At 68.5% G+C, this 23999-nt stretch carries 26 protein-coding genes and 1 pseudogene; 10 read left to right on the forward strand and 17 right to left on the reverse strand.

Annotated elements, in window-relative coordinates:
- Window positions 1-69: 69 nt before the first annotated feature.
- From VAR608DRAFT_RS00685 to VAR608DRAFT_RS00695, 4 genes and pseudogenes are all read left to right on the forward strand, one after another.
- Window positions 70-969, forward strand: a complete 900-nt coding sequence (locus tag VAR608DRAFT_RS00685; RefSeq protein ID WP_088952315.1) for a LysR family transcriptional regulator — start codon at window positions 70-72, stop codon at window positions 967-969.
- A pseudogene (locus VAR608DRAFT_RS38415) lies at window positions 938-1075 on the forward strand (IS630 family transposase); the annotation flags it as partial. The gene VAR608DRAFT_RS00685 and the pseudogene VAR608DRAFT_RS38415, both read left to right, overlap by 32 nt.
- 50 nt (window positions 1076-1125) lie before the next feature.
- The gene (locus VAR608DRAFT_RS00690; protein WP_088952316.1) at window positions 1126-1482 is read left to right on the forward strand and encodes a type II toxin-antitoxin system RelE/ParE family toxin; all 357 of its coding nucleotides are present in this window, start codon (window positions 1126-1128) and stop codon (window positions 1480-1482) included.
- Window positions 1460-1774 (forward strand): helix-turn-helix domain-containing protein, encoded by a 315-nt coding sequence (locus tag VAR608DRAFT_RS00695; RefSeq protein ID WP_088952317.1) that lies wholly within the window; start codon window positions 1460-1462, stop codon window positions 1772-1774. Before VAR608DRAFT_RS00690 ends, VAR608DRAFT_RS00695 begins: the two co-directional genes overlap by 23 nt.
- A gap of 106 nt (window positions 1775-1880) precedes the next feature.
- Here VAR608DRAFT_RS00695 and VAR608DRAFT_RS00700 read toward each other — a convergent pair whose 3' ends face one another.
- The 4 genes from VAR608DRAFT_RS00700 to VAR608DRAFT_RS00715 form a co-directional block, all read right to left on the reverse strand.
- On the reverse strand, window positions 1881-2114 hold the full coding sequence (locus tag VAR608DRAFT_RS00700; protein ID WP_088952318.1) for a DUF1127 domain-containing protein: 234 nt from the start codon (window positions 2112-2114) through the stop codon (window positions 1881-1883).
- A 100-nt stretch (window positions 2115-2214) separates the two neighbouring features.
- A complete protein-coding gene (locus tag VAR608DRAFT_RS00705) occupies window positions 2215-2808 on the reverse strand; it encodes a molybdopterin-dependent oxidoreductase (protein ID WP_088952319.1) in 594 nt (197 codons plus the stop codon).
- A 20-nt stretch (window positions 2809-2828) separates the two neighbouring features.
- A complete protein-coding gene (locus tag VAR608DRAFT_RS00710) occupies window positions 2829-3293 on the reverse strand; it encodes a CopD family protein (protein ID WP_088952320.1) in 465 nt (154 codons plus the stop codon).
- A gap of 31 nt (window positions 3294-3324) precedes the next feature.
- Window positions 3325-4305, reverse strand: coding sequence for a tripartite tricarboxylate transporter substrate binding protein (locus VAR608DRAFT_RS00715; RefSeq protein ID WP_088952321.1), 981 nt, complete (start codon window positions 4303-4305; stop codon window positions 3325-3327).
- Between the two features lie 403 nt (window positions 4306-4708).
- Between VAR608DRAFT_RS00715 and ltrA the strand changes: the two genes are divergently transcribed.
- Window positions 4709-6217, forward strand: a complete 1509-nt coding sequence (ltrA, locus tag VAR608DRAFT_RS00720; protein ID WP_231973092.1) for a group II intron reverse transcriptase/maturase — start codon at window positions 4709-4711, stop codon at window positions 6215-6217.
- Between the two features lie 105 nt (window positions 6218-6322).
- Here the strand turns inward: ltrA and VAR608DRAFT_RS00725 are convergent, their stop codons facing one another.
- The 5 genes from VAR608DRAFT_RS00725 to VAR608DRAFT_RS00745 all read right to left on the reverse strand — a co-directional run bounded on the left by VAR608DRAFT_RS00725 (window position 6323) and on the right by VAR608DRAFT_RS00745 (window position 10384).
- Window positions 6323-6679 (reverse strand): cupin domain-containing protein, encoded by a 357-nt coding sequence (locus tag VAR608DRAFT_RS00725; RefSeq protein WP_088952322.1) that lies wholly within the window; start codon window positions 6677-6679, stop codon window positions 6323-6325.
- 19 nt (window positions 6680-6698) lie between these two features.
- On the reverse strand, window positions 6699-7688 hold the full coding sequence (locus VAR608DRAFT_RS00730) for a quinone oxidoreductase family protein (RefSeq protein WP_088958532.1): 990 nt from the start codon (window positions 7686-7688) through the stop codon (window positions 6699-6701).
- 73 nt (window positions 7689-7761) lie between these two features.
- A complete protein-coding gene (locus tag VAR608DRAFT_RS00735) occupies window positions 7762-8649 on the reverse strand; it encodes a 3-keto-5-aminohexanoate cleavage protein (protein WP_088952323.1) in 888 nt (295 codons plus the stop codon).
- Between the two features lie 79 nt (window positions 8650-8728).
- Window positions 8729-9493 carry an SDR family NAD(P)-dependent oxidoreductase gene (locus VAR608DRAFT_RS00740; RefSeq protein WP_088952324.1) on the reverse strand — a complete coding sequence of 255 codons (765 nt, stop codon included), beginning with the start codon at window positions 9491-9493 and terminating at the stop codon, window positions 8729-8731.
- A 24-nt stretch (window positions 9494-9517) separates the two neighbouring features.
- Window positions 9518-10384, reverse strand: a complete 867-nt coding sequence (locus tag VAR608DRAFT_RS00745) for a dioxygenase family protein (RefSeq protein WP_088952325.1) — start codon at window positions 10382-10384, stop codon at window positions 9518-9520.
- A gap of 135 nt (window positions 10385-10519) precedes the next feature.
- Between VAR608DRAFT_RS00745 and VAR608DRAFT_RS00750 the strand changes: the two genes are divergently transcribed.
- Entirely contained in the window at window positions 10520-11548 is a 1029-nt protein-coding gene (locus VAR608DRAFT_RS00750) for a LacI family DNA-binding transcriptional regulator (protein ID WP_088952326.1), read from the forward strand.
- 24 nt (window positions 11549-11572) lie between these two features.
- Here VAR608DRAFT_RS00750 and VAR608DRAFT_RS00755 read toward each other — a convergent pair whose 3' ends face one another.
- The 4 genes from VAR608DRAFT_RS00755 to VAR608DRAFT_RS00770 form a co-directional block, all read right to left on the reverse strand.
- Window positions 11573-12463 carry a DMT family transporter gene (locus tag VAR608DRAFT_RS00755; RefSeq protein WP_088952327.1) on the reverse strand — a complete coding sequence of 297 codons (891 nt, stop codon included), beginning with the start codon at window positions 12461-12463 and terminating at the stop codon, window positions 11573-11575.
- Between the two features lie 43 nt (window positions 12464-12506).
- Window positions 12507-13001, reverse strand: a complete 495-nt coding sequence (locus tag VAR608DRAFT_RS00760) for a BON domain-containing protein (RefSeq protein WP_231973094.1) — start codon at window positions 12999-13001, stop codon at window positions 12507-12509.
- Window positions 13002-13009: 8 nt separating this feature from the next.
- The gene (locus VAR608DRAFT_RS00765; RefSeq protein WP_231973096.1) at window positions 13010-13453 is read right to left on the reverse strand and encodes a flavin reductase family protein; all 444 of its coding nucleotides are present in this window, start codon (window positions 13451-13453) and stop codon (window positions 13010-13012) included.
- A gap of 126 nt (window positions 13454-13579) precedes the next feature.
- Complete coding sequence (locus VAR608DRAFT_RS00770) at window positions 13580-14809, reverse strand: nucleoside recognition domain-containing protein (protein ID WP_088958534.1); 1230 nt, start codon at window positions 14807-14809, stop codon at window positions 13580-13582.
- A 38-nt stretch (window positions 14810-14847) separates the two neighbouring features.
- On the opposite strand from VAR608DRAFT_RS00770, the gene VAR608DRAFT_RS00775 reads away from it, so the two are divergent.
- Window positions 14848-16389 carry an alkaline phosphatase D family protein gene (locus VAR608DRAFT_RS00775; RefSeq protein WP_088952329.1) on the forward strand — a complete coding sequence of 514 codons (1542 nt, stop codon included), beginning with the start codon at window positions 14848-14850 and terminating at the stop codon, window positions 16387-16389.
- 21 nt (window positions 16390-16410) lie between these two features.
- On the opposite strand, the gene hmpA is transcribed toward VAR608DRAFT_RS00775, so the two are convergent.
- Window positions 16411-17598 (reverse strand): NO-inducible flavohemoprotein, encoded by a 1188-nt coding sequence (gene hmpA / locus VAR608DRAFT_RS00780; protein WP_088952330.1) that lies wholly within the window; start codon window positions 17596-17598, stop codon window positions 16411-16413.
- A 159-nt stretch (window positions 17599-17757) separates the two neighbouring features.
- Here hmpA and norR point away from each other — a divergent pair, with 159 nt between their 5' ends.
- Complete coding sequence (gene norR, locus VAR608DRAFT_RS00785) at window positions 17758-19356, forward strand: nitric oxide reductase transcriptional regulator NorR (protein WP_088952331.1); 1599 nt, start codon at window positions 17758-17760, stop codon at window positions 19354-19356.
- A 7-nt stretch (window positions 19357-19363) separates the two neighbouring features.
- Here norR and VAR608DRAFT_RS00790 read toward each other — a convergent pair whose 3' ends face one another.
- The gene (locus VAR608DRAFT_RS00790; RefSeq protein ID WP_088952332.1) at window positions 19364-20188 is read right to left on the reverse strand and encodes a metallophosphoesterase; all 825 of its coding nucleotides are present in this window, start codon (window positions 20186-20188) and stop codon (window positions 19364-19366) included.
- Window positions 20189-20308: 120 nt separating this feature from the next.
- Between VAR608DRAFT_RS00790 and VAR608DRAFT_RS37370 the strand changes: the two genes are divergently transcribed.
- Window positions 20309-20479 (forward strand): hypothetical protein, encoded by a 171-nt coding sequence (locus VAR608DRAFT_RS37370; RefSeq protein WP_172843784.1) that lies wholly within the window; start codon window positions 20309-20311, stop codon window positions 20477-20479.
- Here the strand turns inward: VAR608DRAFT_RS37370 and VAR608DRAFT_RS00795 are convergent.
- On the reverse strand, window positions 20476-21456 hold the full coding sequence (locus tag VAR608DRAFT_RS00795) for a LysR family transcriptional regulator (RefSeq protein WP_088952333.1): 981 nt from the start codon (window positions 21454-21456) through the stop codon (window positions 20476-20478). The two genes, VAR608DRAFT_RS37370 and VAR608DRAFT_RS00795, sit on opposite strands and share 4 nt — an antisense overlap.
- A 110-nt stretch (window positions 21457-21566) precedes the next feature.
- Here VAR608DRAFT_RS00795 and VAR608DRAFT_RS00800 point away from each other — a divergent pair, with 110 nt between their 5' ends.
- The gene (locus VAR608DRAFT_RS00800) at window positions 21567-22007 is read left to right on the forward strand and encodes a hypothetical protein (RefSeq protein WP_088952334.1); all 441 of its coding nucleotides are present in this window, start codon (window positions 21567-21569) and stop codon (window positions 22005-22007) included.
- An 81-nt stretch (window positions 22008-22088) separates the two neighbouring features.
- Here the strand turns inward: VAR608DRAFT_RS00800 and VAR608DRAFT_RS00805 are convergent, their stop codons facing one another.
- Window positions 22089-23936, reverse strand: a complete 1848-nt coding sequence (locus VAR608DRAFT_RS00805) for a phosphoenolpyruvate carboxykinase (GTP) (protein WP_088952335.1) — start codon at window positions 23934-23936, stop codon at window positions 22089-22091.
- Window positions 23937-23999 lie beyond the last annotated feature (63 nt).

Genomic DNA, 23999 nt, shown 5'->3' on the forward strand with positions numbered 1-23999 from the left:
GCGCCATCTTGCAAGCCGGCGTGCTATTGTGGAAGTTGAGAATTCTGCGAGCATCGATCAGCTTTCCTGATGAGACACCTCAACCTCGACCAGCTTCGCACGCTGGTGTCCATTGCCGACCTCGGCACCTTCTCCGCCGCCGCCAAGGCGCTGCATCTCGCGCAGCCCACGGTCAGCTTGCACGTGAGCGAACTCGAATCGCGCCTGGATGCCCGGCTGCTGGTGCGCGGCGCGCGCCGCATCACGCCCACCGCCGCCGGCGCCGCGCTGGTCGAGCGGGCGCGCAGGCTGCTGCGCGATGCCGACGATGCGATCGACGTGGTGCGCCGCCAGGCCGAAGGTCGCGTGGGGCGCGTCCGGCTGGGTACCTCGACCGGCGTGGTGGTCGAACTTCTGCCGCAAGTGCTCGAGGCACTGGAACAGGACCATCCGGGCATCGACATCGAAGTCAGCATCCTCGGTTCGACCGAGACCATGTCGCGCCTCGCGCTGGGCACGCTGGACGTGGGCCTCGTCGCGGTCCCGCAGCCGCCGGTGCGCGACCTGGTGGTCACGCGATGGCGCAGCCAGCCGGTGATGGCCTTCGTCCCGAAGAAGTGGGAAGCGCCCAGGCGCGTCACGCCGCGCTGGCTGGCCGAGCGGCCGCTGATCTTCAACGACGCCACCACGCACATGTACCGCCTCGCCATGGAGTGGTTCGCGCAAGCGGGCGAATCGCCGCGCCCGCGCATCGAACTCAACTTCGATGCGGCGATGCGCAGCCTGGTCGCCGCGGGCTATGGCGCGGCGGTGCTGCCGGTGCACCAGCCGGTGGGCGCGGAGTTCAACGATCGGCTGCAGGTGCTGCCGCTCAGCCCGAAGCTCACGCGCCACCTCGGCATCGCGCACCGGCCGAAGCCGGCGCTCGATGGCGCGACCGCGACGGTGCTGAAGGTTCTTTCGGCCTTCGGGCAGCGCCAGACGAGCTAGAGCCAAGAAGGGACAGACCTCCGTCATTGATCGACCCGGGCAGCGTCAAAGCATCAGCGCTGCGTCCGCCGTCAGCGCAAAAGGCGCTTTCTGGTTCGCGGCATACTCCTGTCGAGTCGGCTTGCAAATGTACGCAAGTTGCGTATACTTCTCGGCGTGAAAGCCGTCTTCGTCGAATTGCCCGTCTTCGCTCAGTACCGCGATGAGTACCTGAGCGAAGAGGAGTTCAGCGCGCTACAAAACGAAATGATGAAGAACCCGGAAGCGGGCGACATCATCAAGGGAACAGGCGGCCTGCGAAAGCTGCGATTCGCCGATCCAGCGCGCGGCAAAGGCAAACGCGGCGGCCTACGCGTCATCCACTTTTGGTGGGATGGCGGTTCGCAATTTTGGCTTTTCACTCTCTACAACAAGGATGAAATGTCCGATCTCAACGACAAGCAAAAGGCTGCGTTGAAGAAGATGCTCACCAAGGAATTGGAGGCCCGAAATGGCAAAGCGAAATCTGTTTGAAGAAATCACCGGCGGCTTTGAGGCCCTGGCCGACGAACGCGCGGGCAAGCGCACCTTGCGCACGCACACCGTCGAGGCGCAACCAGCTCCCAGCGTCACGCCGGTCAAGATTGTCGAGCTGCGGGAGCGCCTGCACCTGTCGCGCCCCGTGTTCGCACGGGTTCTGCGGACCAATCCCCGCACTCTGGAAAATTGGGAGCAAGGCCGAGCCAAGCCGAACGCGCAAGCTGCCGCCCTCATCCGCCTTGTTGACCGATACCCTGACACCGTTGACCGACTGGCGGCCGTGTAGCCGCCGCGCCAGCTCGCAGCTCGCGCACCTGCGCGGAGGCACAGGGCCCGGCCTCGTACACGATCAGCAGCGCCGAGGCGCGCCCAACTTGCCCAGACCAACGGCGTTACCGTCGCCTCGCTGGCCGCGCATTCGCACCGCGCTGCGCGCGGCTGTACGGCACGCTCCACGGCGCCTCCGTATCGCTGAGCAATCCGGGAATCTCGGTGCGGTTCAGACCCAGATCACGCAACTCGTGGTCGCTGAGCGCGCGCGGCAGGCGATGGTCCTGTCGCACGGAGTGCAGTTCGCGAAGCCACTTCAGAAGACGAGCGAGCAGCGTGCTTGTGCGTGAGTGCATCAAAGGGCTCCCTGGAGGAGGAGCCATCGTGCGAGCCAAGGCGCGCCTGGCCAATCAGACTGATCTGAATGCGCGATGCGGGATCGAAATCGGTGCCGCTTCAGCCCTTGCGCACGTCGATGCTATACAGCCCCCAGGGGCAGAGCGCGAAGCGCTCCTTGAGCGGCTTGTCCTTGAACGCGGCCAGGGTGTCGGCTTCGTACACCGCCCACTGCGGGCCGAGTCCGCCGAGCGCCAGCGGCGTGCCGTCGATCTCGGTCGCGACGATCATGCGGAAGCCGCGCGCATCGGCGAGGTTGAGCGGCACCACGTAGCCGTCGACCGCGTGCAGGAAGAGCTGGGTCTCCTTGCCGCCGGTCACGCCGGCCGCTTCGAGCACCGTGGTCAGCAGCGGGCCGGCAAGCGTGTGCTGCTTCGCGTCGTATTCGAGCGTCGGCCGGATCTGCACCACCGGCAGCCGGCGCAATGCTTCGGCGTCGAACACATGGGCCTTCTCGAACTGGATGCCGTGCTTGACGAACATCTGGTCGAGGGCCGGATCGACCGCACCGCGGTTGGACCTGCCGACGGCGCCGCTGATGGTGAGCAGGCCGGGGCCTTTCAAGGCCGAAGACGCAGCGAGTGCGGAAGCGGAGGTGGCGGCAGGGAGCAGGCCGGCCAGTGCCGCCTTGCCGAGGAAGTCGCGTTTGTTCATCGCGCCATTGTGGCGCGGCCTCAGATCGCGCGGCCGATCACCGCGAGCGCGAACACGATCACGCCGAGCAGCAGGTTCAGCCCGACCAGCTTGCGGATGGTGTCGAGATTGGACGCCGCCACGGGCCATGCGCGAGCAACGACCGCATCTCGCAATCGCGGAAAGGGCGCGAAACGGATGTGCAGGTAGATCGCCATCATCACGAGCCCGAGCGCGAGCATCGCGTGCACGTTCCACCGAACGTTCGCAAAGCTGCCGGCCAGCCAGACCATGCCGAACCCGGTGGCGAGCAGCAGCACGATCGAGGTCGATACGCCGACGAAGAAACGCTCGAGCGTTGCGGCGAGGAACGGCAATCGCTGCGGCGGCTCGAGCGTGGCCACCGCGGCCGGCCGCACCGCGAGGTGCATCAGCGCCATGCCGCCGACCCAGAAGGCGGCGGCGAGGATGTGGACGAAGAGGAGGACGGCGTAGGGCGCGGGCATGGCCGAGCGTAGAACGCCGCCCCGCGGGCGGTCAATCCACCTTGATGCCCGCGGCCTTGACCACCTGTTGCGCCTTCGCCGTCTCGTCGGCGAGGAACTTGTCGAACTGCGCCGAAGGCATGGTGAAAGGCTCGGCGCCGAGCTTGTCGAGGCGGGCCTTCAGGTCGGGCGATTCCATGATCTTGCTGACTTCGGCCTGCACGCGGTCGACCACGGGCCTGGGTGTCTTCGCGGGCGCAAAGAGGCCGACCCAGAACAGGTACTCGGAACCCGGCACGCCGGCCTCGACGGTGGTCGGGATCTCCGGCATCACCGCGGAGCGCTTGCCGGTGCCGACCGCGAGCGCCTTGAGCCGGCCGTCCTTGACGAGCGGCAGCGCCGAGACCATCGGCGCGAAGAACCAGTCGATGCGCCCGCCCATCACTTCGGTCATCGCCTCGGGCGTGCCGCGGAAGGGCACGTGCTGCGCCTGCAGCCCCGCCGCGAGCCGGAACACCTCCGCATTCATGTGCGTGGCCGAGCCGTTGCCGGCCGACGCGTAGTTGAAGCCGCCCGGCCTGGCCTTGACCTGGGCGACGAGGTCCTTCTCGTCGGCGAAGCGACCGGGCGAAGTCACCAGCACGTTCGGCAGGCTCGCGAGCGGCGTGATGCCGGCGAAGTCCTTGAGCGTGTCGTAGGGCAGGTTCGGATAGATCGCCGGATTGACCAGGTGCCCGGCGGAGTGGATCAGCAGCGTGTAGCCGTCCGCCGGCGCCTTCGCCACCTGCGTCGCGCCGAGCGTGCCGCCCGCGCCGGGCTTGTTGTCGATGATCACGCTGGTGCCGAGCGCGGGTCCGAGCTTCTCGGCCACGAGCCGGGCCACGATGTCGGTGCCGCTGCCTGCGGTGAAGGGCACGATCAGCCGGATCGTCTGCCCGCGCGGCCAGTCGCCCTCGGCATGGGCGCCGCCGAGCGCGAGCAGGGCGAGCGAGGCCGCGATCAGGCTGCGCCGGCCGGGGAGGGATGTCGTCATGTCTTGTCTCCGTGCGCCGGTCAAAACCGGCAAAGTGTTGTGAATGAAAGAGTCATACGTTGAAGGCTTAGCCAGCTACGGCGGCCCCGAGTCATGCGTGCACATTCGTGAGGGTGTTGGGCGAAGCGTTGACAGGGGTACGCGCGGGCCGGGTATTGAGCCGCGTAATACATGCCCCGAGGCGAGAGCCACGGGTGGTCCGGGGTGCCGAGGCCGTGGAGACATGCCGAAGGCCACACCGGGGCTGCCGCATTGGCGAGGCAGCGCCGGACCCCGCGCGGTCAGAGACCCCGCGCACGCGCGGAAACACTTTGCATGGGAACCGGGAGATCCCGCGATCTTCTGCGCAGCGCTGGGAAGCGCTCGGCGCAGAGCGCATCGTGAAGCCCAAGGGCGTACGACGATGAGCAACAGAGGCGGGAAGTCGGATCGCTGCGTAGTACCGCAGAAGCTGCCGAACAAGGCCGCGGGTGAAATCCCTGCGGCGGCGGAGGCGGTGGAGGGAAGGCGGCGAGCCAAGGGAAATGCCATCGCGGCGCGCATGTCCCGCAGATCGGTGCGGGTCTATGACATGGGAACTGCGCTCGATGGCATACGACAGACGGCAAAGGGCCGTCGTGGTGCGAGGTTCACGGGACTGCTGCACCACATCTACGCGGTCGAACGCCTGCGGGCGGCCTACCTCGCGCTCAAGCGCGATGCGGCCGCCGGGGTGGACGGCCAGACCTGGCAGTCGTACGGGCAGGACCTGGAGGGCAACCTCCTGGAGCTGTCCGAGCGGTTGGCCCGAGGGGGCTACCGGCCCCAGCCTGTGAAGAGGGTGTACATCGACAAGGCCGACGGCAGCAAGCGCCCCCTGGGCGTGCCGGCGCTGGAGGACAAACTCGTCCAGCGCGCCACGGTCGAGGTGTTGAACGCCATCTACGAGCAGGACTTCCTCGGGTTCAGCTACGGCTTCAGGCCCAGGCGCAGCGCGCACAACGCGCTGGACGCCGTGGCGGTGGGTGTGAGCGCAAGGAAGGTGAACTGGATACTCGATGCGGACATCAGCAAGTTCTTCGACACGATCGAGAGGGACTGGCTGGTGAAGTTCATCGAACATCGCGTGGCTGACGCGCGCGTGGTGCGGCTGATCAAGAAATGGCTGCACGCGGGCGTGCTGGAGGACGGCAGGCTCATGCAAAGTGAATTGGGTACGGTGCAAGGCGGCAGCGTCAGTCCGCTGCTGGCCAACATCTACCTGCACTATGCGTTCGACCTGTGGGTGAAGCAGTGGAGGGGGCGCTACGCCCGAGGCGACGTGATCGTCGTGCGCTATGCCGACGATTGGGTGGCCGGGTTCCAGTTCCGTGACGACGCCGAGCGCTTCCAGCGCGCGGTGGCCGAGCGGCTGGGCCAGTTCGGGCTGAAGCTGCACCCCGAGAAGACGCGGCTGATCGAGTTCGGGCGCTTCGCCCAGGAGAACCGACGCCGCAAGGGACAAGGCAAACCGCAGACCTTCGACTTCCTGGGCTTCACGCATTGCTGCGGGAAGACGAGGAAGGGTCACTTCATGGTCTTGCGGCTGACCAGTGCCAAACGCCTGCGAGCCAAACTGCAGGCGGTCAAGATCGAACTCAGACGGCGCATGCACCACCCGATCCCCGAGCAGGGCCAGTACCTGCAGGCGGTGGTGGTTGGGCATGGCCGGTACTTTGGCGTGCCTGACAACGGCGCGCGGCTGAGGACATTCCGCTTCCAGGTCGCTAGGCTGTGGCATCGCACGCTGTGCCGCCGCAGTCAGAGCCGTGGCCTGACCTGGCGTCGAATGTATCGATTGATCGCGCATTGGCTTCCTGATCCCCACATCTGCCACCCTTACCCGAACCAGCGTCTGATCGTCATGACCCAAGGCAGGAGCCGTATGCGGTAGTGCCGCACGTACGGATCTGTGGAGGGGGTGCTGGGTGACTGGCATTCCTACTCTGACGTTGGAATCGTTGTGGTTTCGAAAGGCGACGAATCGACGGCGCGCCGCTCAGTCCGGCGACGCGTTGGCCATCACCAACGCCACCAGCGCGGGCCGGTTGGTGCGGTTGACGAGTTGCCGCTTCTCGCCGGGCGCGAAGCGGCAGCTGTCGTAAGGGCCGAGTTCCTGCTCCTGGCGGTGCCCGTCGATTTCGCCGACCACGGTCAGCCGGCCTTCGAGCACGAGATAGAGCTTCTCGATCGGCGAGCCGTCGAGCGTGGTGTGGCCGCCGGGCATGAGCTGGCTCATGCCCATCCACATCTGCGTCGAGGGGCCGGCCTCCTTGCCCTGCAGGCGCAGGCAGCGCATGTCGAAGTGGTTGGGCGCCTCGTAGGCGGGCGCATCGTCGAAGCGGGTCACGTGCATGGCTGGTCCTCCGTGCGGATCAGGGGCGCAGCACGACGCGGTCGGTGCTGCCGGAAAGCACCAGCCGGTAGGCGTCGATCGCCTCGTCGAGCGCGAACGCGCGCGCCACCGGGAAGGGCTTGAGCGTGCCGCGCTCGAAGCCCTCGCGCATCGCGTCGAGCTGCACGGTGGATGCGATGCAGTCCATCGCGAGCGAATCGATCCCCACGTAGGTGTGCGTGCCGCGGTAGAACGCGAAGATGTCGAAGGACACCGCGCGCTCGTGCGTGGAGATGAAGATCTGCGTCGCGCCCTTGGCCATCGACTTGTTGGCGGCGTCGAAGTAGGCGCTGCCGACGGTGTTGTAGGCAATGTCCACCCCGCGCCCGTGGGTGAGCTCGCGCACGCGGGCGGCGACTTCGCCCTCGCGCGCATCGATCAGGTCGACCGGCGCGCAGGCGAAGCCTTCGAACGGCCCCGGGCGCCGCTGCACCGCGATCACGCGCGCGCCGCCCTGGGCGGCGAGCTGCACCGCCGCCTGGCCGACCTTGCCGTTCGCGCCGAGCACCAGCACCGTCTGCCCGGCACGCGGCATGCCGCTGCGGCGGAAGCCTTCGTAGGCGGTCACGAACGGCACGCCGACCGCGCCGGCCTCGTCCATCGAGATGCCGCGCGGCTTGTCGCGCAGCGCGTCCACCGGCAGCACGAGGAAGCGTGCATGCGAGCCGTCGCGCGTGATGCCCACGTCGCCGCCCGAACCGTAGACCTCGCGTCCGACCCACTCGCCCGGGCCATCGACCACGATGCCCGCGAAGTCGCGGCCCGGCGTGCGAGGCCACACGGCCTGCGGCATGATGCCCAGCGTCGCTTTCACGTCGCTGGGGTTCACTGCGGCGGCGCACACCTGGACCACCGCGAAGCCCGGCTTCGCCGCCGGCTGCGATTGCGGCGCGGCTTCGAGCCGCAGCTCGTCGAGATTCGCGGCCTTCTGGCGCACGCGCAGCGCGAGCGCCCGATCGTTTTCAACCATCACCGCGCTCATTGGAAAGCCTCCGTGCTTCGCACTGCGGTGCGAGCCCCCTTCGGAACGGCCGGACGGGGGCTCATGTGCGTGCCTCCCCGAGTCCAAGCATCGTGCGCGCCTCGCGTGCCGTGGCGATTTCGCCGCCCAGGCTCTGGATGATGTCGCGCGCCTTCGCGACGAGCTGCGCATTGCTTTGCGCGAGCACGCCCTTTTCGAGATAGATGTTGTCTTCCATGCCCACGCGCACATGGCCGCCCAGCAGCCAGGCCTGGGCGACGATCGGGAACTCCATGCGGCCGATGCCGAAGGCGCTCCAGAAGGCGCCGCGCGGCAGCATGTCGCGCGCATACAGCACGGTCTGCGGCGTGGGCATGAAGCCGTACTTCACGCCGAGGACGAAGGTCCACATGCCGGGGCCGTCGAGCGTGCCGTCGGCGATGAGGTCGAGCGCCATGTGGATGTCGCCCGAATCGAAGATCTCCAGTTCGGGCTTCACGCCGGCTTCGCGCATCACCTTCGCCATGCGGCGCACGTTCTTCGGCGTGTTGATGACCACGTCGGGGCCCGAATTCATCGTGTTGAGGTCGAGCGAGCAGACGTCGGGCCGGATGAGCGCGATGTGCTCCACGCGCTTTTCCGGCGGCAGCAGCGTGCTGCCGGGCGCGGCGACCTTCGGGTCGTCCTCGCTCGGGATGAAGCGGCCGCCCGGCCCGGTCGTGAGGTTGATGATCAGGTCGCGGTTGCCGCGGCGGATGCGGTCGACCACCTCGCGGTAGAGATCGACTTCCATCGAGGGCCGCCCGGTCTTCGGGTCGCGCACATGGATGTGCACCTGGCCCGCACCGGCTTCGGCGGCCGCGAGGCATTCGTCGGCGATTTGTGTGGGCGTGATCGGCAGGTGCGGTGTCTGCTCGGGCTTCACGAGGTTGCCCGTGACCGCGCAGGTGATCAGCGTCTTCGTGTTCATCGGGCCCCCACGCTTGCCGCTTCGCGTGCTGCGCTGCCCCCCGAGGGGGCCTTCGCGCCTTTGGGCGGCCATGCGGCGCTCATAGGTGCCGCCCCCCGTCCACGACGATGCGCGTGCCGGTCACGAAGCGCATCGTGGTCGCCAGCGCCTCGATCGCACACGCCACGTCTTCGGGCGATCCGATGCGGCCGAGCGGCGTGGTGGCGGCCACCTTGGCCTTGAAGTCCTCGCCGCGTCCGGGCACGAAGGTCGACTCGACCGCGCCGGGCGACACCGACACCACGCGCACCGCGGGCGCGAGCACCTTGGCGAGCGCATCGCCCACCACGTCGAGGCCGGCCTTCGCCGCGACGTAGGCGAGATTGCTGCCCACGCCGGTAAAGCCCGCGATGGACGACACGTTGGCCACCAGGGCGTCGCCGCTCTGCTTGAGCAGCGGCGCGAACTCGCGGATGGTCGCGAACACGCCGCGGAAGTTGGCGCGCATCAGGTCGTCGATGAGCTCGTCGGTCAATGCTTCGAGGTCGGCGGCGGCCACCGGCTGCGTGTGGCCGGCGCTGTTCACGAGGATGTCGCAGCGCCCGTAGCTGGACTGCACCAGGGAGGCCGCCTTGCGCAGGCTCGATGTGTCGACGATGTCGGCGCGGATCGCGAAGTGGCGCTGCGCGCTGCCGCCCGGCAAGGCGGCGGCGCGCGCGGCGCCGTCATCGCCGCGGCGGTGCAGCAGCACGCAGGTCGCGCCGAGCGCCGCGAGCCGGCGTGCCGTCGCATAGCCGATCGCGCCGAGGCCGCCGGTGATGACCGCGACCTTGCCGTCGAGTCGGGATGTGGGTTCGAAGCTCATGAAAAGTTCTGGTTGGGAATGTGATCAGGGGATCGGAGGATGGGGGAACTTCATCTCGCCGGGTTCCAGCACGAAGTCGTGCCGCAGCGTCGCCTGGCCCGTGCTCTCGTGCGGCTCGAAGCGGCCGATCAGCCGGCGCGTGACGCCGAACACCGGATCGCTTTCGAGGTTCTCGTCGTCGTCCGCGAAGACCTGCGTGATCAGCACCTTGTGCCCCGGCTTGCTCACCATGAAGTGCAGGTGCGCGGGCCGGTTGGGATGCCGCTGCTGCGCGCGCAGCAGCTCGCCGCAGGGGCCGTCGGTGGGCACCGGATAGCCGGCCGGCCGCACGGTCCGGAGGCGGAAGCGGCCTTCATCGTCGGTCTTGAAGCGGCCGCGCAGGTTCATGTCGTCCTGCGACTCGTCCTGGTTCTCGTAGAGCCCGACCGGCGAGGCCTGCCACACATCGACCGTCGCGCCCGCGATCGGCTGGCCCGCGCCGTTGCGCACCGTGCCCGTCACCTCCAGCGGCGTGCCGGGCGTTTCCGAGCGCGCGATGCTCTCGCCCGCATCGCACACCGGCGCGTTCGCGCGCCAGAACGGCCCGAGCAGCGCAGCGGGCGATTCGCCCTGCGGGTCCTGGTTGTTGAGCAGCGCGACCAAGGTCGAGACGCCGAGCAGGTCGGCGGCGAGCACGACCTCGTTCTTCTTCTCGCCGCTGGCCTGTCCGATCGCGACGATGAAGCCGAGCGCGCGCTCGAACTCCTCCTCGGTCAGCTTCACTTCCTGCACGAAGGCATGCAGGTGGCGCGTGAGCGATTGCATGACGGTGCAGAGGCGCGGATCGGGCGTGCGGGCCATGGCCCGGGTCGCCATTTCGAGCACGGAATCGGGGGTGGTGACGATGTTCATGGAGGGCCTGAAGGTGGCTGCAAACGTTTGCAGATTATTCGACCGAATGACGGACGGGTAAAATTCGGGAATTCCATCGACCCCTTTGAAATGAGGGTCATATGGGGGTCTCTGCGCTACCAAACGTTTGCATCGATGAACCCGAACCAGTCCTCCGCCGTCACCATCCGCGATGTCGCCCAGGCGGCGGGCGTCCATGTGTCGACGGTGTCGCGCGCGCTCAATCCCGACAAGCGCGGCCTCATCAGCGCCGAGGTGCTGCGGGTGGTGGAGGAAGCGGCGCAGCGGCTCGGCTACCGGCCCAACCGCGCGGCGTCGGCGCTGCGCACCGGGCGCACGCAGACCATCGGCGTGCTGCTGCCCGACATCACCAACCCGGTGTTCCCGCCGATCCTGGAGGGCATCGAGGCCAGTGCGGCGGCGCGCGGTTTCTTCGTCTTCGTCGCCAACGTCGCGGACCATGTGCTGGCGCAGCCGATCGTCGAGCGCATGCTCGCGCAGCGCGTGGACGGGCTCGTGATGGCCATCGCCACGCGCGACGATCCGCTGGTGGATTTCATCGTCCGGGCCGGCATGCATGCGGTGCTCGTGAACCGCGCCGACGAGAGCGGCCGCCTGCCCGCGGTGGTGAGCGACGACCGGCTCGCGATGAAGCTCGCGGTCGACCACCTCGTCGCTACCGGCCATCGCCGCATCGCGCATCTCGCCGGTCCGCAGGGCGTGCCGACCGGCGTCGCCCGAAGGCAGGGCGTGGAGCAGGCGCTGCGCGACCGCGGGCTGGAGATGGCCTGCGTCGCCGAATGCGAGGGCTACACGCGCGAAGCCGGCCGCGCGGCGATGCGCAGGCTGCTCGCCGAGAACGAACGGCCCGAAGCGGTGGTGTGCTGCAACGACCTCGTCGCGCTCGGCGCCTACGACGTGCTGCGCGAGCTTCGCATCAAGGTGCCGCGCGATATCTCGATCACCGGCCACAACGACATGCCGCTGGTCGACATGGTGGATCCGCCGCTCACCACCATCCGCCTGCCGCACCGCGAGCTCGGCTGGCGTGCCGCGGAAATGCTGTTCGACGAGATCGACGGCAAGGCGCTGTCGGCCTCGACGGTGGTGCTGCGGCCCGAGCTCATCGTGCGTGAATCGACGCGAAAGGCTTCCGGAAGCTGATCGCGCTGCCGCTTTTTCTGCGGCTCACGCGCGCCGGTTGACAAGCACGATGCCCATCGCCACGCCGGCCAGCGCGAGCACCAGTTGCAGCGTCAGCGGCTCCGCGAGCAGCAGCACGCCGAACACCAGCGCGAACAGCGGCGTGAGAAAGGTGAACGAGGAGACGCGCGTGGCCGGGTAGTGCCGCAGCATCCACATCCAGGCGAGGTAGCTCGCGAAGGCGCCGATCGCGGTCTGCAGCGCGATCGAGAACCATGCATAGCCGGAATACGCGAAGCCCCACGCTTCGCCCAGCGCGAGCGACAGCACCGGCAGGACCGCCGCGGTGACCGCGATCTGATAGAAGAGCGCCTTCTCGGCGCTGGCCGTCGCCAGCCGCGTGGTGCGGATCGCGAGCGTCGTCAGGCCCCAGAGCATGCCGGCCAGGAGCGCGAGCGCATCGCCGTGGAGCTGGCCCGATGCGCTGCGGCCGAAGCTTTCGCTGAAGGCCAGCACCACGCCGCAGAAGGCGATCGCGAGGCCGATCCACTGGATGCCGCGCAGCCGCTCCGCGCGCACGAAGCGCGGCAGCAGCAGCGCGACCACGAAGGGCGAGCTGTAGAGAAACACTGTGAGCCGCGACGCGCTGGTGCGCTGCAGCCCGAGGTAGATGCAGGTGAATTCGCCCGCGAACAGCGCACCCGCGAGCAGGCCGCCCATCAAGGTGCCGTCGCGCTCGAACAGCGGAACACCGCGCCAGCGGCACCACAGCCACAGCAGCACGACCGCGCCGCTCATGCGGATGGCGGCCTGCCACAGCGGCGGCACTTCGGCAACGGTGGTCTTTATGAGGATCTGCTGCAATCCCCAGAAGGCGCAGCAGGCGAGGAGGAGGGCGGTGGCGCGGGCGTCGAGGTGGTCCTTGCGGTCGATCATTCGGTGCTTGTCTCTTGTTGTTCGTTGTGAGGGCTGGCGAGGCTCAGGGGCCGGCGAGCGGATAACCGGGCTTGTCCTGCGTGCCGACCATGAGGTCGTTGACCACGTTCTCCACATCGGGCACCGCGCGCGCGGCGTTCTCGAGCCGCTCGCGCATGGGCTTGTCCGGCACGCAGCCCTGCAGGTAGATCCAGCGGCGCTGCACCATCACCCAGACGCTGCCGCGCCGCAGTCCCGGCACGCCCTCGAGCGCCTTGCGCACCTGCGGCGCGATGGTCTTGTCGTAACGGTAGGCATTGCTGTCCTTGCAGCGTCCTTCGAGCCAGCAACTCGTGCCGCGTTCGAGGCGGGCATGCATTTGCGATCGGACCTCGGCCTGCGTGTAGAGCGGCCCGAGCGGCGCCGGGCAACCCGCGAGGCCGGACGACATCTGGAAGAAGGGGTCGTCGAAGAAGTTGGTACGCGCCTCGTCCGCGCCGTATGCGCCCTGAAAGCTCGCGCTCGCAGCCATCGCCGCGATCAGGCATCGGGCGCGCACGCGGGGCTTCAAAGCGGATGCTCGGTGTAGAAGCGTCCGCCGTGGAACAGCAATGGCGAAGCGCCGGGGGTGTGGGTGCAGCGCTCGACCTCGCCGACGAAGATCACGTGGTCGCCTTCGTCGTAGCGGCTGCGGTTGAAGCACTCGAAGCAGGCGGCCGCGCCCTCCAGCACCGGCGCGCCGCCGACGCCCTCGGTGTAGGCGACCTGCGCCCAGCGGTCCACGTTCTTCGAGGCGAAGCGCTCCGCCAGCTCCTTCTGGCTGGCCGAGAGGATGTTGATCGCGTAGTGCGACCCCGCGCTGAACGCGGCCATCGAGGCCGCGCTGCGCGCCAGGCTCCACAGCACCAGCGGCGGATCGAGCGACACCGAGTTGAACGAGTTCGCGGTGAGCCCGATGAGCGCGCCGCTGGCGGAACGCGCGGTGACGATGGTCACACCGGTGGCGAACATGCCAAGCGATGCGCGGAATTCGTCGGTCGAAAAGGTCGGCGGTTTCGCCTGGGCGGGAGCGGTCACGGAGCAGCGGGAGAGTGGAGGGCTATTCTGGCTGATCCAGAACAAACGCGCCGGGAACGCTCAGCCGAAGAACCAGTAGCCGACAGCGATCGCAGCGATCACGCCCGCGAGCTCGGCCAGCAGCGCGCAGCCCACCGCGTGCCGCGCGCGCTGGATGCCGACAGCGCCGAAGTACACCGCGAGCACGTAGAAGGTGGTCTCGGTGCTGCCCTGGATGATCGCGGCGACGCGCCCGGCGAAGCTGTCGACGCCATGCGTCTTCATGGTCTCGAGCAGCATCGCGCGCGCGGCGCTGCCCGAGAAGGGTTTGACCAGCGCGGTCGGCAGCGAATCGACGAAGCGCGTGTCCCACCCGGTGCGTGCGACCCCCCAGCGGATGCCTTCAAGCGCCATGTCGAGCGCGCCCGATGCGCGCAGCGCGCCGATCGCGCACAGCATCGCGACCAGGTAGGGCAGCAGGTTCTTCGCGACGTCGAAGCCTTCCTTCGCACCCTCGATGAAGCACTCGTACACCTTCACGCGCCGCAGCGCGCCGGCCAAGAGGAAGACGACGATCAGCCCGAACAGCGTGAGGTTGCCGAGCAGCGACGAGAGCGAAGCGAGCGCGGCCGATGACAGCGTGGCGAGCATCGCCATGAAGCCGCCGAGCAGCAGCGCGCCCGGAAGAAGGTAGGCAAGCACCACCGGGTCCCACAGCCTGAGCCGCTGCATGAAGGCAACCGAGACGAGGCCCACCAATGTCGACGCGCTGGTCGCCAGCAGGATCGGCAGGAAGACCAGCGTCGGGTCGGCCGCACCCTGCTGCGCGCGGTACATGAAGATCGTGACCGGCAGCAGCGTGAGCGACGAGGCGTTGAGCACCAGGAACAGGATCTGCGCATTGCTCGCGGTCGTCGTGCTCGGGTTCAGCGTCTGCAGCTCACGCATCGCCTTGAGGCCGATCGGCGTCGCCGCGTTGTCGAGGCCGAGCGCATTCGCCGCGAAGTTCAGCGTGATGAGCCCGAGCGCCGGATGGCCCGCCGGCACTTCGGGCATCAGCCGGCGAAAGAGCGGACCGAGCAGCCGCGCGAGCAGGTCGACGATGCCGGCCGCTTCGGCGATGCGCAGGAAGCCCAGCCACAGCGTGAGCGTGCCGAAGAGCAGCACCATCACCTCGACCGACAGCCGGGCCATGGCGAACAGGCTCTCGACGAGTGTCGCGAAGACGGTGGCGTCGCCGCCGACCAGCCAGCGGCCGAGCGCGGCCAGCGCCGCCGTCAGGAAAAATCCGAGCCACAAGCCGTTGAGCACGCGCCGATCATAGGGGCGCGGGCCCGACAATCGCGGCCATGAACATCACGCGAAGGGCGCTTCATGGCGCCGCGATCTGGCTGGCGCTCGCAGGCATGGCCGCGCCGCTGCGCGCGCGAGCGCAGGGCGCGCCGCGCTGGACGTCGAACCCGTTCGTGCTCGGCGTGGCGAGCGGGCAGCCGCGGCCGCAGAGCGTGGTGCTGTGGACGCGGCTCGTGCCTTCGCAAGCGGACGATGCACTCGGCAATGCCGCGCTCACGGTGCAGCACGAGATCTTCGCCGACGCGGAACTGCGCCGCCCGGTCGCGCGCGGCGAGACCGTGACCGACGCATCGCGCGCGCACAGCGTGCACGTGGTCGCGCAGGGCCTGGCGCCTGAGCGCGACTACTGGTATCGCTTCAGCTGCGGCAACGCGGTGAGCGCGGTCGGCCACACGCGCACCGCGCCGGCCGCGGACGCCAACGTGCGGCGCCTGCGGTTCGCGCTGGCCTCGTGCCAGCACTACGAACAGGGCTACTTCGGCGCGCACCGCGAGATCGCCGGGCGCGATCTCGATTTCATGCTGTTCGTCGGCGACTACATCTACGAAGGCAGCAACCCGAGTTACGCGATCCGCCAGCACGGCACGCGGACCCCGCACTCGTTGGAGGACTACCGCGACCGCCATGCGCTCTACAAGGGCGATGCCGACCTGCAGGCCGCGCACGCCGCGCATCCCTGGATCCTGACCTGGGACGACCACGAGGTCGTCAACGACTACGCGGACGACCGCGATCCGGCCTACACCGATCCCGTGCGCTTCCTGCGCCGCCGCGCGGCGGCCTACCAGGCCTACTTCGAACACATGCCGCTCGCCTTGCCGCCTGAGGGCGCCGCGATGCGCATCCACGACCGCTTTGCCTGGGGCCGCCTCGCCGAGCTGTGGACGCTCGATTGCCGGCAGTTCCGCAGTCACCATGCCTGCCCCGATCCGGAGCGCGACAACGGCCGGACGCTGGTGGAATGCGCGGAGCTTAACGATCCGAAGCGCACGATGCTCGGCGCGGATCAGGAGCGCTGGATCGGCCAGGGCCTCGCCGCTTCGACACGGCAATGGAAGCTCATCGGCCAATCGACGCAGATGAGCGCGGCCGGCTTCGATACGCCCGAGGGCCGCAAGGTCTGGACCGACGGCTGGGACGGCTACCCCGAGGCGCGGCGCCGCTTTCTGCAAGGCGCGGCGAGCGCCGGGGCGCGCGATCTCGTGGTGCTCGGCGGCGACGTGCACCGGCATGTCGCGGCGGACCTGCGGGTGCGGGCCAACGATCGAAGCTCGCCGGTGGTCGCGAGCGAATTCGTCGGCGGCTCGGTCACCTCACGGGGCGCGAGCCGGGCCTCGATGGACCGCATGCGCCGCGACAACCCCGACGTGAAGCATGCGCGCGGCGACGAGCGCGGGCATGCGCTCTTCGAGCTCACGCCGGGGCGCATGCACTGCGAGTTGCGCGCCACCCAGCATCCGGTGCAGGAGCGCGCGAGCTTCACGACGCAGGCCGCCTACGTCGTGGAGGCCGGCCGCGCGGGCGTGCAGGCCGCGTGAACGGCCTGCTGCGCGCGGGGCTTACTCCAGCGCCGAAGCCGGGCCGAAGAACTCGTAGCGTGCCTGCTGGTCCGGCACGCCGATCGCGCGCAGCGCGCGCTTGACCTGCTGCATGAAAGGCTTCGGCCCGAGGAAGTAGGCCTCGACCGAGCGCTTGTCGCCCGGCAGCCACTCGGCGAGCTTCTCGGCGTCGATGCGGCCCACGGCGTGCGGCGCCTCGGCCTTGTCGCTCGGGGCTTCCTCGTAGCAGTAGAAGCGCTTGAGCTGCGGGTGCTTGTGCGCCAGCGCATCGATGGTGCGGCGGAAGGCATGCACGCCGCGCGTGCGCGCGCAGTGGATGAAGTGCACCGGGCGCGAGGTCTTCAGCGCCTCTTCGAGCATCGCGAGCGTCGGCGTGATGCCGACGCCGCCGCTGATCAGCACCAGCGGGCGGTCGCTTTGCGTGAGGGTGAACGCGCCGGCCGGCGGGAACAGCTCGATCACGGCGCCTTCCTGCACGTGGTCGTGCAGATGGTTCGACACCACGCCGCCCGCCTCGCGCTTCACGCTGATGCGGTAGGTCTTGCCGTTCGGCGCGGCCGACAGCGAGTAGTTGCGGCGCACCTCCTGGCCGTTCACCACGAGGCGCAGGCCGATGTACTGGCCGGGCTGGAAGTCCACCACCGGCCGGCCGTCGACCGGGGCGAGGTAGAACGAGGTGATCTCGTCGCTTTCGGCTTCGCGGCGGACGACCTTGAAGTCGCGTGCGCCGCGCCAGCCGCCCGGTGCGCTCGCATTGGTGTCGTAGGCGGCCTGCTCCGCGCCGATCAGGATGTCCGCCAGTTGCTGGTAGGCGGCGGCCCAGGCGGCGATGACCTCGTCGGTCGCGATCTCGGCGCCGAGCACTTCGCGGATCGCGCGCAGCAGGCAGGTGCCGACGATCGGGTAGTGCTCCGGCAGCACTTGCAGCGCGACGTGCTTGTTGACGATCTGCCCCGCGAGGTCGCCCAGTGCTTCGAGCCGGTCGATGTTGCGCGCGTACATGAGCACGCCGTTGGCCAGCGCGCGCGGCTGATCGCCGCTGCTCTGGTGCGCCTGGTTGAAGAGCGGGCGCACCTCCGGGTATTCGCCCAGCATGATCTTGTAGAAATGGGTCGTCAGGGCTTCGCCGCCGGTCTCGAGCAGGGGCACCGTGGCGGTGATGATGGCTTTCTGTTGGGTCGTGAGCATGGGGACCAGAATCCTTGGAGTGGGAGATGCGAAAGCACGTCAGATTGCAAGTGCCGTTCCAGCCGGGCGCGCCATGCGAATCAATGACTTGCGCATCGATGATGTCTTTTTGACATCGCTAAGATGCTGTCGTTTTGACATCCTGCGTGTCCGATTGACATGAATTCCCAGCCGCTGCTCCAGGCCATCATCCCGCTGGTCGCCGACATCGCACGCGAGCTGCCCGGCACCGAGCGCTATCGCCGGCTGCTGGAGGCGCTGCGTATCCTCATGCCCTGCGACGCCGCGGCGCTGCTGCGCCTGGACGAGGGCTGGCTGGTGCCGCTCGCGGTCGACGGCTTGAGCGCCGACACGCTCGGTCGGCGCTTCCGCGTGGACGAGCATCCGCGCTTCGCGGCGCTGCTCGAGGCGCCGGGTCCGCTGCGCTTTCCGGCCGACAGTCCCTTGCCCGATCCCTACGACGGACTGGTGGAAGGCCACGCGGGCCATCTGCCGGTGCACGACTGCATGGGCTGCGTGATCCGTCAGGGCGAGGTGCCCTGGGGGCTGCTGACGCTCGATGCGCTGTCGCCGGAGCGTTTTTCGCCCGTGGAGCTGGATGCCCTGCAGTCCTTCGCCAGTCTGGCGGCGGCGACCGTCAGCGTGGCGGGGCATATCGAGCGCCTCGAATCCCGCGTCGCCCAGGAGAGCCTTCGTGCGGAAGGCTATCGCCTCGCGGCGGCGCCGCGCACGCGCACGCTGCTCGGCCGCAGCGTGCCGATGCGGCAGCTGCAGAACGAGATCGGCCTGGTCGCCGGCAGCGACCTGACGGTGCTGATCCAGGGCGAGACCGGCGTCGGCAAGGAACTGGTTGCCGAGGCGCTGCACGCGGCTTCGAAGCGCGCCGGACGGCCGATGGTCAGCCTCAACTGCGCGGCGCTGCCCGACACGCTGGTCGAGAGCGAGCTCTTCGGCCATGTGCGCGGCGCCTTCACCGGCGCGGTGGGAGAGCGGCCCGGCAAGTTCGAGCTGGCCGACGGCGGCACGCTGTTTCTCGACGAGGTCGGCGAGCTCGCCTTGCCGGTGCAGGCCAAGCTGCTGCGGGTGCTGCAGAGCGGGCAATTGCAGCGCCTGGGCTCGGATCGCGAGCACCGGGTGGACGTGCGGCTGATCGCGGCCACGAACCGCAACCTCGCCGAAGAGGTGCGCGCCGGGCGGTTGCGCGCGGATTTCTACCACCGGCTCAGCGCCTACCCGCTCCAGGTGCCGCCGCTGCGCGAGCGCGGGCGCGACGTGCTGCTGCTGGCGGGCTTCTTCCTCGAGGAGAACCGGTCGCGCCTCGGTCTCGGCGGCCTGCGGCTGGAAGCGACTGCGCAGGCCGCGCTGCTCGGCTACGACTGGCCGGGCAACGTGCGCGAGCTGGAGCATCTGCTGGGCCGCAGCGTGCTGAAGGCGCTGGGGCGGCAGCCGCGTCGCCCGCGCATCCTGAGCCTGGTGGCGGAGGATCTCGACCTGCCGCAGGTCCGGCAGCAGGCCGCGGTCGTCGAAGCGCGGGGGGGCGGGTCGCCCAAGTCGCCGGAGCCGCCCGAGCCGCCCGAGGCGCAGGCCATGGGGCGCATGAGCGATGCGGTCGACGAATTCAAGCGCAAGCTCATCGCCTCGGCCCTGGCCCGCCACGACCACAACCTGGCGGCCGCGGCCCGGTCGCTCGGCATGGACCGGGGCAACCTCGCGCGCCTCGCCAGGCGGCTGGACCTGTCGCCCGACAAGGGCGGGTGAGGAAGCCTCAGCCTTTCGCGCGCGCGGGCGGCACCTCGATGACGAGGTCCGGCCGGAAGTTCTCCTGCTCGCCCTTCGACCTGTAGCCGAGCGGGTTCGCGACCACGCGGCAGCCATCCTTCACATAGTCGAACTGGCAGTGCAGATGCCCGTGCAGCCAGAGGTCCGCGCGCGGCAGCAATTCATCGAGGTTGTTGCAGAAGCCGGCGGTGCCCGGCGTCAGGCCAAAGCGCGGATCGGCGCTTGCGAGCGTCGGCGCGAAATGGGTGATGGCGACCGTCGTGCCGTCGAAGTCCTGTGCCAGCGCCTCGCGCAGCCAGGCCTGGCACGTCAGTGAGTGCTCTCTTAGCGGTTCGGCGAGGAAGATCTTGCCGTGCCGGACCGTGGCCGCTTTCTCCAGGTAGAAGTTGGCCGCGCGCATCGCCTTGCCGCGCTTCGTGAGCGCTTCGGTCATCGTGTCGGCCGGCTCGACCAGGGCATCGAAATCGGCCCAGAGCGTGGTGCCGATGAAGCGCACGCCATCGATGACGCGGGTTTCGCGTTCGAGCCAGCCGATGTCCAGCGCGTCGCAGAGTTCGCGCAGCCGGCTGTGGACCTCGTCGAAATCAGCGGCGTCGTACTCGTGGTTGCCCGGTATGTAGATCACCGGCACCGGCCAGCCGTGACGCGGCGAGAACCGGGCGAGGCCGAAATCGGCTTCCAGGAGCCGCGAGCCCGGCTGGTAGGAGCCGATGTCGCCCGCGAGCACCAGCAGGTCGGCATCCGGTGCCGGGGCGATCTCGAGCCTCGGATGGACTTCGATATGCAGGTCTGAGAGGAGCTGGAGCTTCATGAATGCAGTCTAGAAGAGGTTGTTATGCATGGAGTGCATAGATTGGGGTTTGAAAATTTAGGGAAAACCCTTAATCTATGAATCATCATCATTCTTCAGGGCGCGTCATCGCGCACCATCATGTTCAGCTTGCTTGCCTACGTGGCACGTTTCTTCCGTTCTTCCGGCCCGGCGAATGCCAACCTGGCCACCACGCTGATGGAAGCCGCCGACGGCCGTGCCGGCATGGACGCCCATCATGCGCAGGAATTGCGCGCAGCCGCCAGCGCCTGGCTGAGCGTCATCCGCTAAGCGGGGTTTCTCGATAGCGGTGCCGTCCCCGCGAAGGCCGCGGCGGCGGATCGCAACAGGGCCTGGCGCAGCCACTCATGCGCGTGCCCTTGCTGCGCGCGCCGGTGCCAGAGCGCGTCCACATGCACCTGCGGCTGCTCGAAGGGCAGGTCGCGCAGGACCAGTTGATCCTGGATGCCGGTCACGCGTACGAAGTGGCGAGGCATCACGGTGAGCAGGTCCGAATTGGCGACCACCCGACCGGCGGTGAAGAACTGGTTGACCGTGGCCACGATGCGCCGCTCGCGACCGAGCGCGCCGAGCGTCTGGTCGATGAGGCCGTAGGGCCGTCCTGAAAAGCTCACCAGCAGGTGGCGCGCCGCGCAATAGGCGTCGAGCGTCAGCGGCGCCGACGCCAGCGGATGGTCTTTGCGCATCACGCAGACGTACTCGCCGACATAGAGGCGCATGGTCTCGAACGGCGCTGCGACCTCCGACTGGCCTCGGGCGGCGAGGCTGGCGACCACGGCCGGAAAGTAGCCGATCGCCATGTCCACTTCCTCGTTCTCGAGCATGCGGCGCGGATCGCGCGTGGTCAGCGGCAGCACACGCAGGGACACGGCCCTCGCCTCGGATTCGACGATCTCGACCAGGCCCGGCATGAGCTCCGCGGCCGTGGCGTCGGCCATCGCGAGCAGGAAGGTGGTGTCCGCGACGCCGGCATCGAATTCCCCGGGCGCCAGGGTGTGCTGCAACTGCCGCAGCGCGTCGCGCACCGCGGGCCACAGCGCCAGCGCGCGCGGCGTGGGCTCGACACCGGCGCCCGAGCGGCGCACAAGGTCGTCGCCCAGCACCTCGCGCAGGCGCCGCAGGGCGTTGCTGACTGCGGGCTGGGTGATGGCGAGATTCCGCGCGGCCCGCGTGAGGTTGCGCTCGGCCATCACCTCGTCGAAGACGCGGAGCAGGTTGAGGTCGAGGGTGCGAAAGTTGACGTCCATCACATCTATGAATGGTAAACATCAAGAAGATAAAGTGGAAAAACACTAGGGTTTCCCCTAAGATCCCAGCATCGATTTCCGGACCTTCGTCCACTTTGGAGGGAACCATCATGACAAGCTTCGTCCACGTACAGACTCCTGCCACCCATCCCGGCGTCGTTCGCGCCGAGACCGTGATCGAGCGCGTCCGCACCGCCCGTCGCAGCGAAGGCGGCGCCCGCGGCCTGGCCGCGCTGCTGCTGGCCGCCATCGTTTCGTCGCTGCTGGTCGCCGCCGACCGCCTCATGTCCACCACGGAAGAGGGCGGCCTGCTGGTCGTCTGGGCCGTGCTGTGGGCCGTGGCCTTCGTCGCCATCGCGCTGTTCGCCGGCACCGCCCGCAAGCTGGCCGACCGCCTGCTCGTCGCCGCGCGCAACAGCGCCCGCCGCCGTGCCGCCGCCCGCGCCGACGCGGAGTTCCTGGCCTACGCCAAGTTCGATCCCCGCATCCTGCGCGACCTGCAGGCGATCGCGACCCGCCACGAGGCGGCCCTGGCCACCGCGCAGCGCTGAGCCGGATCGCCGCGTGCCCGCCTCGCGCGGGCCCATGAAAAAAGCCGCCCGAGGGCGGCTTTTTGTTTGCTTCGGCGGAGCTCAGGCGGCGAGGCGCTGCTCGATCGCGGCCTTGGTCGCGGGCAGCTCCTTCGGCAGATGGTGCGCCAGTTGCTGGAACAGCTCGGTGTGCAGCTTCAGCTCGGCCTGCCATGCGGCCTTGTCGATGCTGGTCACGGTCTCGAACTGCGCGGCGCTGAAATCGAGGCCGGTCCAGTTGAGGTCCTCGTAGCGCGGGCTGACGCCGAAGACGTGCTCGGCGCCCTGGGCCTGGTTCTCGATCCGGTCGATCATCCACTTCAGCACGCGCATGTTCTCGCCGTAGCCGGGCCAGACGAACTTGCCGTCGGCGCCCTTGCGGAACCAGTTGGTGGTGTAGATCTTCGGCAGCTTCGCGCCGGAAGCGGCGAGCTTCTGACCGAGGTTCAGCCAGTGCTGGAAGTAGTCGCTCATGTTGTAGCCGGCGAACGGCAGCATCGCGAATGGATCGCGGCGCACCACGCCTTGCTGGCCGGCGGCGGCGGCGGTGGTCTCGGAGCCCATCGTCGCGGCCATGTACACGCCTTCGACCCAGTCGCGGGCCTCGGTCACCAGCGGCACGGTGGTGGAGCGGCGGCCGCCGAAGATGAAGGCGTCGATGGCGACGCCCTTCGGGTCGTCCCAGGCTTCGTCGAGGGCCGGGTTGTTGGTCGCGGCGACCGTGAAGCGCGCGTTCGGGTGCGCGGCCTTGGCGCCGGTTTCTTTGGCGATGGCGGGCGTCCAGTCCTTGCCCTGCCAGTCGATCGCGTGGGCCGGCGGCTCGCCCATGCCTTCCCACCAGACGTCGCCGTCGTCGGTCAGCGCCACGTTGGTGAAGATCACGTCGCGGTCGAGGCTGGCCATGCAGTTCGGATTGGTCTTCAGGTTGGTGCCGGGGGCGACGCCGAAGTAGCCCGCTTCGGGGTTGATCGCGTAGAGCTTGCCGTCGGCGCCGGGTTTGATCCAGGCGATATCGTCGCCGATGGTCGTGACCTTCCAGCCGTCGAAGCCGGCCGGCGGGATCAGCATCGCGAAGTTGGTCTTGCCGCAGGCGCTCGGGAAAGCCGCCGCGACGTGGTGCTTCTTGCCCGCTGGGCTGGTCACGCCGAGGATCAGCATGTGCTCGGCGAGCCACCCTTCGTCGCGGCCCATGTTGGAGGCGATGCGCAGCGCGAAGCACTTCTTGCCCAAGAGCGCGTTGCCGCCGTAGCCCGAGCCGTAGCTCCAGATTTCGCGCGTTTCGGGATAGTGGACGATGTACTTCGTCTTGTTGCAGGGCCAGGCGACATCCTTCTGGCCGGCCTCGAGCGGCGCGCCGACCGTGTGGACGCACGGCACGAATTCGCCGTCATCGCCGAGCACCTCGTACACGGCCTTGCCCATGCGGGTCATGATCTTCATGTTGACGGCCACGTAGGGGCTGTCCGAAAGCTCGACGCCGATGTGCGCGATCGGCGAACCCAGCGGGCCCATGCTGAACGGGACCACGTACATCGTGCGGCCCTGCATGCAGCCGTCGAACAGCGGCTGGAGCGTCGCGCGCATCTCGGCCGGGGCCATCCAGTTGTTGGTCGGGCCGGCGTCTTCCTTCCTGGCCGAGCAGATGAAGGTGCGATCCTCGACGCGGGCGACGTCGCTGGCGTCGGAAGTCGCGAGATAGGAATTGGGGCGCTTGGCCGGGTTGAGCCGCTTCAGGGTGCCGGCGTCGACCATCTGCTGGCAGAAGCGGTCGTATTCCTCGGTGCTGCCGTCGCACCAGTGGATCGCGGCGGGCTTGCACAGCGCGGCCATTTCGGCCACCCAGGCGATCAGTTTTGCGTTCCTGACATAGGAAGGTGCCTGCATGACAAGACCCTTCAGCGGTGCGTTCATCAATATCTCCTAAGTTGAAAATCGTCTTTTCAAAGGGGACTCGGCCTCTAGCGCGGCGAGATC

Source organism: Variovorax sp. HW608, assembly GCF_900090195.1.
GTDB lineage: Bacteria > Pseudomonadota > Gammaproteobacteria > Burkholderiales > Burkholderiaceae_C > Variovorax.